General features: G+C 46.4%; 10 protein-coding genes and 1 tRNA gene. 7 read left to right on the top strand and 4 right to left on the bottom strand.

Annotated features, from left to right (window positions below; genetic code table 11):
- Positions 1-76 (bottom strand) — tRNA-Asn (locus ACKI5T_RS21705).
- Positions 77-176: 100 nt separating this feature from the next.
- On the bottom strand, positions 177-974 hold the full coding sequence (gene mtfA, locus ACKI5T_RS21700; RefSeq protein ID WP_407440116.1) for a DgsA anti-repressor MtfA: 798 nt from the start codon (positions 972-974) through the stop codon (positions 177-179).
- Between the two features lie 549 nt (positions 975-1,523).
- On the opposite strand from mtfA, the gene ACKI5T_RS21695 reads away from it, so the two are divergent.
- The 7 genes from ACKI5T_RS21695 to ACKI5T_RS21665 are packed head-to-tail and all read left to right on the top strand — an operon-like array spanning position 1,524 to position 7,759.
- Positions 1,524-2,642, top strand: coding sequence for an FAD-dependent oxidoreductase (locus tag ACKI5T_RS21695; RefSeq protein ID WP_407440099.1), 1,119 nt, complete (start codon positions 1,524-1,526; stop codon positions 2,640-2,642).
- Positions 2,642-3,667: a glycosyltransferase gene (locus ACKI5T_RS21690; RefSeq protein WP_407440097.1), complete on the top strand. Its 1,026-nt coding sequence runs from the start codon at positions 2,642-2,644 to the stop codon at positions 3,665-3,667. The genes ACKI5T_RS21695 and ACKI5T_RS21690 overlap by 1 nt, the downstream gene beginning before the upstream one ends.
- Complete coding sequence (locus tag ACKI5T_RS21685; protein ID WP_407440095.1) at positions 3,667-4,440, top strand: pyridine nucleotide transhydrogenase; 774 nt, start codon at positions 3,667-3,669, stop codon at positions 4,438-4,440. Before ACKI5T_RS21690 ends, ACKI5T_RS21685 begins: the two co-directional genes overlap by 1 nt.
- Positions 4,437-5,270, top strand: a complete 834-nt coding sequence (locus ACKI5T_RS21680; RefSeq protein ID WP_407440093.1) for a sugar phosphate isomerase/epimerase family protein — start codon at positions 4,437-4,439, stop codon at positions 5,268-5,270. The genes ACKI5T_RS21685 and ACKI5T_RS21680 overlap by 4 nt, the downstream gene beginning before the upstream one ends.
- On the top strand, positions 5,267-5,623 hold the full coding sequence (locus ACKI5T_RS21675; RefSeq protein ID WP_059179596.1) for an EamA family transporter: 357 nt from the start codon (positions 5,267-5,269) through the stop codon (positions 5,621-5,623). Before ACKI5T_RS21680 ends, ACKI5T_RS21675 begins: the two co-directional genes overlap by 4 nt.
- A gap of 11 nt (positions 5,624-5,634) precedes the next feature.
- Positions 5,635-6,456, top strand: a complete 822-nt coding sequence (locus ACKI5T_RS21670; RefSeq protein ID WP_407440091.1) for a glycosyltransferase family 2 protein — start codon at positions 5,635-5,637, stop codon at positions 6,454-6,456.
- Entirely contained in the window at positions 6,449-7,759 is a 1,311-nt protein-coding gene (locus ACKI5T_RS21665; protein ID WP_407440089.1) for a hypothetical protein, read from the top strand. Before ACKI5T_RS21670 ends, ACKI5T_RS21665 begins: the two co-directional genes overlap by 8 nt.
- Positions 7,760-7,926: 167 nt before the next feature.
- On the opposite strand, the gene fumA is transcribed toward ACKI5T_RS21665, so the two are convergent.
- The gene (fumA, locus tag ACKI5T_RS21660; RefSeq protein ID WP_407440087.1) at positions 7,927-9,576 is read right to left on the bottom strand and encodes a class I fumarate hydratase FumA; all 1,650 of its coding nucleotides are present in this window, start codon (positions 9,574-9,576) and stop codon (positions 7,927-7,929) included.
- A 55-nt stretch (positions 9,577-9,631) separates the two neighbouring features.
- Positions 9,632-11,140: an anion permease gene (locus tag ACKI5T_RS21655; protein ID WP_015959561.1), complete on the bottom strand. Its 1,509-nt coding sequence runs from the start codon at positions 11,138-11,140 to the stop codon at positions 9,632-9,634.
- Positions 11,141-11,142: the final 2 nt, after the last annotated feature.

The following is an 11,142-nucleotide window of genomic DNA, read 5'->3' as shown; positions in this document are numbered from 1 at the left end:
TGGCTCCTCTGACTGGACTCGAACCAGTGACATACGGATTAACAGTCCGCCGTTCTACCGACTGAACTACAGAGGAATCGTGTGAACGAGGCGCATGTTAATGGCCTCGCTATTTTGTGTCAACACTAAATTCAACATGCTGATTCAAATGATTAATTAAGACTCAACCTGTGCTTTTAGTGTACTTGCGGAGAAGCGTTATCGTCATAGCCTGCATTTTCACGCAAACGCTGCATCGGATCTTGTTGGTAGAAATGACAAAAACGCTGCCATAACGCCGGAAAACGCGGGGCGAAAAGCTCGGGAGCGCTGAAGAAATATTCTGACAATACGGCGAAGCATTCCGCCGGATCGGTCGCCGCATAGGCATCAATGCTGGCTGCGCTTTCGCCCACCAGATCGATTTCATCCTGAATATTATTCATCGCCGCGTGCAGGTCGTGTTCCCAGCCTGCGACTTCACGCAACGGGATAAACGGCACACCGCTGGGGCGATCGCCATTGCGGGTATCCAGTTTATGCGCCACTTCATGAACGATAAGATTGAAGCCGGAGGCGTCAAACGAGTCCTGAATATCCAGCCAGTTCAGGATAATCGGACCTTGCTGCCAGCTCTGTCCGGACTGCACCACGCGCTGATTGTGAACCAGACCAATATCGTCTTCCCACTCATCGTCAACCACGAACGGTGCCGGATAAATCAACACCTCGTGAAAGCCGTCCAGCCATTCAATGCCCAGCTCCAGCACAGGCAAACAGAACAGCAGGGCGATGCGCGCACTTTTCAGTTCATCCAGCTCAAATCCCTGAAGGGGGACGAGACGTTTTTGCTGCAAAAAACGATCGGCTAACTGCACCAATCTGCTTTGCTCGTCCGCTGAAAGGCTGGCGAGGACAGGAATTGCCAACGCTTCATCCCACGGCAATAGCGCGTCAGGTGCGGTTTCGTTCGATTTCCAGGGCCACTTAATCATCGCTTCGCTCGCAAACTCATCACTTGAATAAATTGCAGGGTTAGGATCACTTAACATGCCAAATATCGGAATAAATGTCACGAAAGACACTACCACCTTGCGGGGATCTTTAGATAGTAGCATGAGAACTATGTCGTTAATTTTGTGAGCGAAATCGTAGCCATGAAACTCGACCGAAACATCGTCTTGTTTCGCACCGTAGCATTTGTTCACATCAGTTTTTGAACTGAGTTTACCCGAAGGCATGGTATCAGAGGGGGCAGCAGAGTGATTCTAAATGATTTTTCTTCCATGCCATTTTCGTACCGCCATTGATTTAGACGCAATTTCGCTCCCGCTTTGGTCATCTCTATTCACAATCATCACTCTGCCTTTGAGCGACCTACATTGGCTTCAATTCCCTACTGAGAGTATTTTAATTTTGTTAAAAGATAAGTATCATTATAAGTTCTAAAAAAAAACAATGAAAAAGTAGATTAATTCAGTAAATCATGAATTTAGATTTGTTGTATTGATTTTGATGAACAAGAATTTCTCGGGAAGACGGAAATGGCGCGTAAAAACATAGCGATCGCAGGAGGAGGCTTCTTTGGTTTGTATTTGGCGGAGCAAATGGCCTTAAAAGGTTGCCATGTCACCGTGTATGAAAAAAGTCCGCAGCTGATGTCGCGCGCTTCTTATGTCAATCAAGCCCGAGTGCATAATGGCTATCATTACCCAAGAAGTATCCTCACTGCGCTTCGTTCGCGACTCTCTTTCCCTCGTTTTGTTGAAGAATTCAGCGACTGCATAGATGACGAATTTTCAAAATATTACCTCGTTGCGGGTTCGCTAAGTAAAGTCACAGGCGAGCAATTCCGTCGATTTTGTCAGCGTATCGGAGCAGAGTGCGAAGATGCACCGGCCTCAGTAAAAAGACTGGTTAATCCCGCAATGATCGACTCGGTGTTTACCACGCGCGAGTACGCCTTTGATGCTCACAAGTTGCGTGACATTATCCTTAAACGGCTCGACGCTGCTGGCGTGAGTATAGTAACTGATGCGGTCGTTGAAAAAGTGCGCAAATACGGAGAGGGTCTTGAGGTCTTCACAACAATTTCTGGACAGCAGGAAAGCAGCTATGTTGACCATCTGTTTAACTGTACTTACTCGCGCATCAACTATTTATTAAACAGTTCAGAAATAGAATTGATCCCTTTGCGTCATGAAATGACTGAAATGTGCCTGGTAGATGTCCCTGATGAGTTTAAAAAAATGGGGCTAACACTGATGTGCGGCCCCTTCTTTTCTGTGATGCCTTTTCCATCGGCGCAATTGCACTCATTTAGTCATGTGCGATATACACCTCATTATCAGTGGAGCGATAGCGCCACCCAACCCTATGAAGATGCACATCTTAAATATGATCATAATCACCGTCAGTCGGCATGGGGCCATATGATTCGCGATGCGCAACGCTATGTGCCGGGATTGAGTGAATGCCAGTATCAGCGTTCAATCTGGGAAGTGAAAACTATCCTGCCGCGCAGTGACAGCGATGATTCACGTCCAATCCTTTTCCGCGCTAACCATGGTTTGAAAGGGCTACACTGTGTCATGGGTGGAAAAATTGACAATATTTACGATGCGCTGCAAGAAATTGAGCGCGTTATTGAGTTGAGCGAGTAATGAAAAGCGAATCATTTGTTTCTGTAGTTATTGTCATTCCGACCCATTTAAATGACATTTACATGGCCTTAGAGGATGTGGCATCACTGTTAGAAAAAACCTACAGTGACTACGAATTAGTCGTTATCGCGCCAGGTTTAGATAGCACGAATGCCGAAGCGGAAGATCGCGTGCTTAAAAACATCCCCTGCGTGAGGATCATCCATCTTTCAACCCCTGTTTTTCATGATGTAGCACTTGCTGCTGGTCTAGAAAATGCGATCGGTGATTTTGTTGTATTATGGAACCCGCTGTCGGATCCAGCCGAAGTTGTACCGCAAAGTGTTAATCAGTGTCGCGACGGTAGTGATGTTGTTGTGGGCGTATCGAATCATGTTCGTTCACTGCGATATCGCGCCATCCGTCGGCTGATGAATATCGTATTACGTGCCATCGATTATGAAATCCCCTCCAATTCAACAAATTTGCGGTGCTTGAGCCGTCGTGCAGTCAATGCGGTCACAAGAATCGGTCGTTTCCATCATCAATTCTATCTTCGCATTCATAAGACGGGATATCCCGCGAGTGTACTGCAGTACACTCCACTGAAAGATGCAGAGGGCAGTGGCATCGTAAGGTCTTTACGCCGATTAATGCGCCTGGTGGTCTTTAATTCTTCAAGACCGCTACGTTGGATGTCCGTATTAGGGTTCATTGGCAGCATTTCTGGTTTCCTTTTTGCCAGTTATAGCGTGTTACTTCACTTGTTCAGTGGACTTGTCGTTGAAGGCTGGACAACCACAATATTATTTATGTCATCATTATTTATTATTCAATTTGTAATGATGGCGTTTTTTGGCGAGTATCTCGGTCGTTTACTTGATGAAAGCAGTGCTCAATCGGAATATGCCGTAGTGTACGAACGCACAAGTGAAGTTATGGTTAATGCAGATCGGGTAAACGTAACGAATACATCTATTTCGCCAGAGTTGAACCTTGTACAAACAGGTCGCGACGGTTTTTCTGCTTCAAGTGCGAGGGACTAATGGACGCTTTAATTGGATATTCCGGCTTTGTGGGCTCTACTTTGCTGAAACAACGCCATTTTGACTCTCTTTATCGTTCAACGAATATTGATGAGATCGTTGGAAAATCATTCGATACAGTCGTTTGTGCTGGCGCCCCAGCGCAAAAATGGCTGGCGAATAAAGATCCTGTCGATGATTTACAAAAAATAGAAGCCCTCATTGAAAAATTAAAAACGGTTACTTGCAATCAGTTTATCTTGATCAGTACCGTGGATGTTTTTCAGAATCCGGTCAACGTAAATGAAAATAGTGAAATTGAAACCGAAGGTTTACATGCTTATGGTTTGCATCGCTATTATTTAGAAAAATTTGTCAGTGAATATTTTCCTAATGCATTAATCGTTCGCTTACCTGGATTAGTTGGTCCAGGACTAAAGAAAAACATTATTTATGATTTCTTAAATGATAATAATATTTCTCAAATCGAAAGTCGTGGCGTCTTTCAGTTTTATCCCATGATAAATCTTTGGTTCGATATTAATATTGCACTGCAAAATCGATTGACCCTTGTGCACTTAACCGCAGCTCCTTTGAGTGTTGCAGAGGTTGCCAGCCTTGGATTTGGTTTTGAGTTTACTAATCATATCCAGCAAACACCAGGTCATTACCAGATTAAAAGCTGTCACAGCTCTTTATTTACTGACAACGAGGATTATCAGTATAACCAACGAGAGTCATTGATGGCCATCCGTGCCTATGTGCAATCTGAACAAGGCAAAAAAACATCATGAGAATTTCACTTTCAGGCATGGCCTGGAATAAAGACGAAGATAATGCTGTCGCCAAACTTTTGCGTTCATGGCAAGTTGATGCGATAGATATCGTCCCGGGTAAATATTTTCCCGATCCGCTACACGTTGGTACCGATGAGATTGCTAGAGTAAGTCAATTCTGGCAACAGCGTGATATTTCGCTGGTGGGTATGCAATCATTACTGTTCGGCACTCAGGGACTGAATCTCTTTGCAGATCACACGGTGCAACAAAGAATGCTGGATCATTTAGAAGCTGTCAGCCGCATCGCAGCAGGGTTAGGCATTCCCGTCTTAGTTTTTGGTTCACCAAGAAACCGCGATCGCCAGGGTTTGAGTGATGAAAAAACGAATGACATCGCAATAAGTTTTTTCCGCCGCTTGGGTGACATTGCAAAACGAGAGGGCGTTAGCTTTTGTCTTGAGCCTAACCCGATATGCTATGGCGCTAATTTTATGACAAACAGTGCTGAGGCTGCCTCAACAGTTCGTATGGTTGATCATCCGGCAATCAAGATGCAATTAGATACCGGAGCAATTGCGATTAACCAGGAAAATATCTGGGAAATTCTTGAGCGCGATGCTGACATTATTGGACATATACATCTCAGTGAACCTGATCTCGTCCCGTTGGGTCGAAATGAGGTCAACCATGCTGAGATATCCCACGCTTTGCACAGCACGCTTCCCCATAAGATCGCTACCATTGAAATGCTTGAAACAAAAGACGAATCTGCCTTAACGACCATTGAAGAAGCGCTGTCCTTCACGATTCGCCATTATCGTCAATCAGCAGGAGTCGGTTCATGAAATGGCTCATTTTAATATTAGGCATTGCGTCGAATGCGTCTGCAAGTGTTTTAATCAAAATGGCCATGACGCCGCCAAGAAAGTTACCAAGTCTTGCTGAACCGCTGGCAATGTTTTCCAATTGGCCATTGTGGTTGGGTATTTTTCTCTATGGAATGGCGTTTCTGTTATATGCCGCTGCTTTAGCGTTCCTCCCGCTGAACGTTGCACATCCGATTCTTACCTCAGGTGCGATAGCCTGCGTTGCGTTGCTCTCGGTGATCCTTTTTCGGGAGCCTATGTATTGGTCCACTATTGCCGGAATTTTGATGGTAATAGGTGGCGTCGCATTGATTACTCTTAAAGTTAAATAAGTTGAACCGAAATGACTGAAATGCTACCTCAAACTCTCAAGACCAAATGGGAAGTTCCGGCTTACGAACGCCAATTATGGTTGGGAAAATCGCAAAATTACTGTGTTGTAATTCCAGTTATCAATGAAGGTGATCGTATTCGCCATTTATTGGCTAAAATGGCCGCGATCAAGGTTTCATCTTATGCCGACATCATCATTGTGGATGGTGGCAGTACAGACGGCTCCCTGGAAAAAGAATCTTTGAAGCAACTTGAAGTCCGTGGACTTATTTTAAAGACAGCCCCTGGGAAGCTGAGTGCACAATTACGTTGTGCATATGCATTTGCTCTTGAACAAGGTTATAAAGGAATTGTGACAATTGATGGCAACGATAAAGACGATCCGGCAGCTATCCCTCAATTTATAGCGTCGCTTGAGGGCGGCGTGGATTTTGTGCAGGCATCACGATTCTTACCTGGCGGTGTGCAGGAGAATACTCCAAAATCGCGTGATTTTGCGATTAGATATATTCATGCTCCTTGCCTAAGTCTTTTTTCTGGTTTTAAATGGACTGATACTACTCAAGGGTTCCGTGCATACAGTAGTCGGATGCTTCTTTCTCCAGATATAGCACCATTTAGAGATGTATTTATGAGCTATGAGTTATTAGCTTATCTGTCTTATCGAGCTCCAAAACTTAATTTCCATTGTGTAGAATTACCCACTGTTCGTCGTTATCCTGTTGGTGAAGTACCAACTAAAATTAGTAGCGTTAAAGGTAATCTATCCGTATTAATGGTGTTATTTAAAGCTTGCCTCGGCTTCTATAATGTTGAGAAAAAGCATGATTGAGCTAAATAAAAAAAACTATTTAGTTCTTATTGTCATTGGGATGATTTTACTTGCAATAAGAAACCCTGTTCCCCTCATTCATCCATCTATATATGCTGAGGATGGAGTTTGGGTTGCAAATGCTTTAAGTCATGGCTGGATAAACGCATTTATTCATGCTAGAGATGATTACTTTGTATTTTTTAATATTTTCTTCCTTTTTGTATCCACTACAATAAGTAATATAGTGAGTGGGAATCCACTCTTGTTCCTTCCACAATCGATCGCTCTTGTTTCATATCTGTTTTATACAGTTGTATCGACAATGGCTTATGCTGCTGTTTTGAGAATTTCTAACGTAGGTTATGCTATTTTAGCGTTTTTGCTTATTCTCTATGTGCCTTTAGGATTATCACAAAACGAGACGATAGGGCATTTACTCCAGATTGGCTTTTATATGCCAATGATGGCGCTTTGCTTGATTTTATACCGAGAAAATATCGATAGTAAGTTCCATAAAACATTTATCGATTTGTTGATATTTCTCGCGGCAGCAACCAATCCAGTTGTATTCCCAATTGTCGGTTTGTTTTATCTTGCTAAATTTGCTGTCTCCAAAGATAAAATTAAACTGGTCAAGGATTTGTTTCCTCTCGCATTATCAATGTTTGTGCTCGCTTTAATCATCTTGCCAAGGCTTAATGGTTCAGGTGGGGTAGATAATCACGCTTATAATCCCCATAATATAGTTGAATTAGTTTCAGCACGTTTACTACTTTATCCATTTGTATTCCCGTGGTATGAGAAGTTAAACGATCTGATATCAGTTTGTTTATCAATTGTCTATTTTGCGTTTTGTTTGTTTGTTATTTTCAAAACTGAAGACAGGAATGCCAGGAAATTCCTGCTAGCAATGCTGATGACGTTGGTGATTAATATAGCTGCAACGGTAGTAGGGAGGGTTGGATTAACTGATTTTCTAAATCATTATACAGGAACCTTCCCCGATCGCTATTTTGTTGGGTCTAACATATTGGCGTTATTGCTGTTTGTCGCGTGCTTATCTCAGTGCACTTTTTCTCGATTAAGCCATCGGGTTGCCGCGGTTATCGGTGTGTGTTTGCTGGTTGTATATATTTGGAATATAAGTTCGATCCTGGAAAGAAAAGAGTTTGTCAAACGAACTGCAGTAAATGAATATTTTTCTCGTGAGCTTTGCAAGGCTCAAAAAATTCCAGGGGAGAGTTCTGTCATACAAATAAAGCCTAAAGGATGGCAGATGACAGTTCCAGCGAACTTAGTTGCTGATATCGTTTGCCGCTAGTAGACGCCTACCGCTTAAAATAAAGCGGTAGGCGTTATCTGTCCTGACTTTATCTACGGGTCTGAATTTATAATGCTAATTTCATTTTGAATTTTTAACGTATTTATTGGAGATGACATTAATAAAAATGTCATCTCTTAATACGCAGTATTCAACTTAATTCCAGGCTAACGCTGAGAGCACCCGGTACACTGCTTGTTCTGGATCTGCTGGAAGAAATCGTTGCCTTTATCATCGACAAGAATAAATGCCGGGAAATTTTCGACTTCGATTTTCCAGATCGCTTCCATTCCCAGTTCCGGATACGCTACACATTCCAGGCTTTTAATGCTGTTCTGCGCCAGCACGGCAGCCGGGCCGCCGATACTGCCGAGATAGAACCCGCCGTGTTTGTGGCAGGCATCGGTCACCTGCTGACTGCGGTTGCCTTTCGCCAGCATTACCATACTGGCACCGTACGATTGCAGTAAATCCACATACGAGTCCATACGACCCGCTGTGGTGGGGCCTAATGACCCGGATGCATACCCTTGAGGTGTTTTAGCCGGACCTGCGTAATAAATCGGATGATCTTTAACGTACTGCGGCAGCTCTTCGCCATTATCGATCAGCTCTTTGAGCTTTGCGTGGGCCATGTCGCGCGCCACAATAATAGTGCCGTTCAGCGAAAGACGGGTCGAAACCGGATGTGCGGAAAGCTGCGCCAGAATCTCGTTCATCGGACTGTTCAGATTGATGCTGACGACGTCGCCTTCACCTTGCTCACGCAGCGATTCAGGAATGTATTGCGCCGGATTGTGCTCGAGTTTTTCAATCCAGATCCCGTCACGGTTGATTTTGGCTTTGATGTTGCGGTCAGCCGAGCAGGACACGCCCATGCCGACAGGGCAGGAGGCTCCGTGGCGCGGCAATCGAATCACGCGAATATCATGGGCGAAGTATTTACCGCCGAACTGCGCACCTAAACCGAGATTCTGTGCTTCCTGTAACAGTTCCTGTTCGAGCTGAACGTCACGGAACGCCTGACCATGCTCATTTCCTTCGGTTGGCAAACCATCGTAGTAACGGGTCGACGCCAGTTTGACGGTTTTCAGCGTACTTTCTGCGGACGTCCCCCCAATGACAAACGCGATGTGATACGGAGGGCAGGCAGCGGTCCCCAGCGAGCGCATTTTTTCCACGAGATAATTTTTTAATTTCGCAGGGGTAATGAGCGCTTTGGTTTCCTGATACAGATAGGTTTTGTTGGCTGACCCGCCGCCTTTTGCCATACACAGGAACTTATACTCATCGCCATCAACGCTATACAGGTCGATTTGCGCCGGTAAATTGGTCCCGGTATTCACCTCTTTGTACATATCCAGCGCAGCATTTTGCGAGTAGCGCAGATTGTCTTCGATATAAGTGTTGTACACGCCCTGACTTAATGCTGATTCGTCACCGCCGCCGGTCCACACGCGTTGCCCTTTTTTGCCCATGATGATGGCCGTACCCGTATCCTGGCAGGTAGGTAAGACGCCTTTGGCAGAGATTTCCGAATTACGCAGGAACTGAAGCGCCACGTATTTATCGTTCTCGCTGGCGTCAGGATCGTGAAGAATGGCCGCGACCTGTTTCTGGTGCGATGGGCGCAGCATAAAAGCCGCATCGTGGAAAGCCTGCTGCGCGAGTAGCGTCAGGGCTTCGGGTTCGACTTTAAGGATTTCCTGGCCCGCAAATTCTGCCACGGAGACGTGTTCTTTGGTCAGCAGATAATAGTCGGTGTCGTCGTTTTCGAGCGGGAAGGGATTCTGATAATAAAAGGGTTTGTTCGACATAACGTGTTGCTCCACAAAAATGAAACCGCCGGAGGTGTAGCCCGGCGGCCAGGAATCAGAACATCATGGACATCCACGGATACCCAATCAGCAGCAGTGCGGCCAGGAAAATCGCGCCGAAGATGGTGCCAAGGCGCCAGTAATCTTTGGTCGGCAGGTAGCCGCTACCGTAATAAATCGGGCTTGGGCCGGTGCCGTAGGGGGTAATAATCCCCATGATGCCAAGCGATGTGACCATCAGCAGGACGAACACTTCCATATTGATGCCCGGGATTGTGGCAGCGATGGTCAGCATGGCCGGTAATAGCGCGGTGGTATGCGCGGTGGTGCTGGCAAACAGGTAGTGCAGCAGATAGAACGCCAGCAACAGCACGATGGTTGCGGTGCCTGGAGAGATGCCGCTCATCAACATGCCGCCCTCTTTACCCAGCCAGCTAATAAATCCCGTGGAGGACAAACCGTCGGCCAGCGCAACCAGCGTGGCAAACCAGACGAAAGTATTCCACGCAGCTTTGTTGCCGGTGATATCGTTCCACTCCAGCACGCCCGTCCACAACATCAGGCCCACGATTAACAGCGCTGCCATGGCGGGTTCAATCCACGCCGCCGCGAAAATCCACATCATCAGCGCGCAGCACACAAAGACCAGCAGCAGGATTTCATTGCGCGACAGTTTGCCCAGCTTCTCCAGTTCACGGCATGCCCACAGCGGCACTTCATCGTTCACTTTCACTTCCGGCGGGTAGAACCAGTACGCCAGCAGCGGCATCACCAGAATCAGCAGCACACCCACCGGCAGAAAGGCGATAAACCAGGTGCCCCAGGAGATATCAATGCCCACGATGCTTTTTACCAACGCCAGTGCCAGCAGGTTGGGGGCGAGCGCAGACAGGAACATTGAGCTGGTAATACAGGCCGCCGTAATGGCGACCCACATCAGATATGATCCGATTTTACGCGCGCTGGGATCGTTAGGTTTTGAGCCATACAGCGGCGGCAGGTTAGCGATAATCGGGTAGATTGTGCCACCGCTTCGCGCGGTGTTGGACGGCGTAAACGGTGCCAGCAGCAGGTCGGCGAAGGTGATGGCGTAACCAAGCGTCAGGCTGCGGCGACCCAGATATTTCACCAGGATCAGCGCCAGTCGGCGACCAAAGCGTGTTTTGTCATACCCAGCCGCGAACATAAAGGCACCGAAAATCAGCCAGACGGTGGAGTTACCAAAGCCGCTGACCGCCCATTTAAACGAGGCACCTGCCAGTTTGAACTTCGGATCGGCCAGCTGCTCCGGGCTGAACAGCACCCACTGGCTGCACAGACCGATGGCGACTACGCCGGTCAGACCAATCACTGCGCCGGGTAGCGGTTCAAAAATCAAACCGACGATCACCCCAACAAAAATGGCGAAGTAATGCCAGGCATAAGGCGGAAGTCCATCGGGCACCGGCACAAATAACAGCAAAATGGCCACAATGATGGGGAGCGCCATCATGAACAGACGGCGTGCTTGACCATCCTTTGGTTTGCTCGCCGCCAGGGGCGTTACAGCAGTTTTATCATTCATAG

It is taken from the genome of Lelliottia sp. (assembly GCF_045627565.1).
Lineage (GTDB): Bacteria > Pseudomonadota > Gammaproteobacteria > Enterobacterales > Enterobacteriaceae > Enterobacter.
Note: the sequence above shows the minus strand (reverse complement) of the source record. Positions and strands in the feature narration are given on the sequence as shown.

What these genes read in the sequence shown, in the direction of transcription:
- mtfA (WP_407440116.1), bottom strand. Translation starts at nt 974, where the DNA reads ATGATTAAGTGGCCCTGGAAATCGAACGAAACCGCACCTGACGCGCTA.
- ACKI5T_RS21695 (WP_407440099.1), top strand. Translation starts at nt 1,524, where the DNA reads ATGGCGCGTAAAAACATAGCGATCGCAGGAGGAGGCTTCTTTGGTTTG.
- ACKI5T_RS21690 (WP_407440097.1), top strand. Translation starts at nt 2,642, where the DNA reads ATGAAAAGCGAATCATTTGTTTCTGTAGTTATTGTCATTCCGACCCAT.
- ACKI5T_RS21685 (WP_407440095.1), top strand. Translation starts at nt 3,667, where the DNA reads ATGGACGCTTTAATTGGATATTCCGGCTTTGTGGGCTCTACTTTGCTG.
- ACKI5T_RS21680 (WP_407440093.1), top strand. Translation starts at nt 4,437, where the DNA reads ATGAGAATTTCACTTTCAGGCATGGCCTGGAATAAAGACGAAGATAAT.
- ACKI5T_RS21675 (WP_059179596.1), top strand. Translation starts at nt 5,267, where the DNA reads ATGAAATGGCTCATTTTAATATTAGGCATTGCGTCGAATGCGTCTGCA.
- ACKI5T_RS21670 (WP_407440091.1), top strand. Translation starts at nt 5,635, where the DNA reads ATGACTGAAATGCTACCTCAAACTCTCAAGACCAAATGGGAAGTTCCG.
- ACKI5T_RS21665 (WP_407440089.1), top strand. Translation starts at nt 6,449, where the DNA reads ATGATTGAGCTAAATAAAAAAAACTATTTAGTTCTTATTGTCATTGGG.
- fumA (WP_407440087.1), bottom strand. Translation starts at nt 9,576, where the DNA reads ATGTCGAACAAACCCTTTTATTATCAGAATCCCTTCCCGCTCGAAAAC.
- ACKI5T_RS21655 (WP_015959561.1), bottom strand. Translation starts at nt 11,140, where the DNA reads ATGAATGATAAAACTGCTGTAACGCCCCTGGCGGCGAGCAAACCAAAG.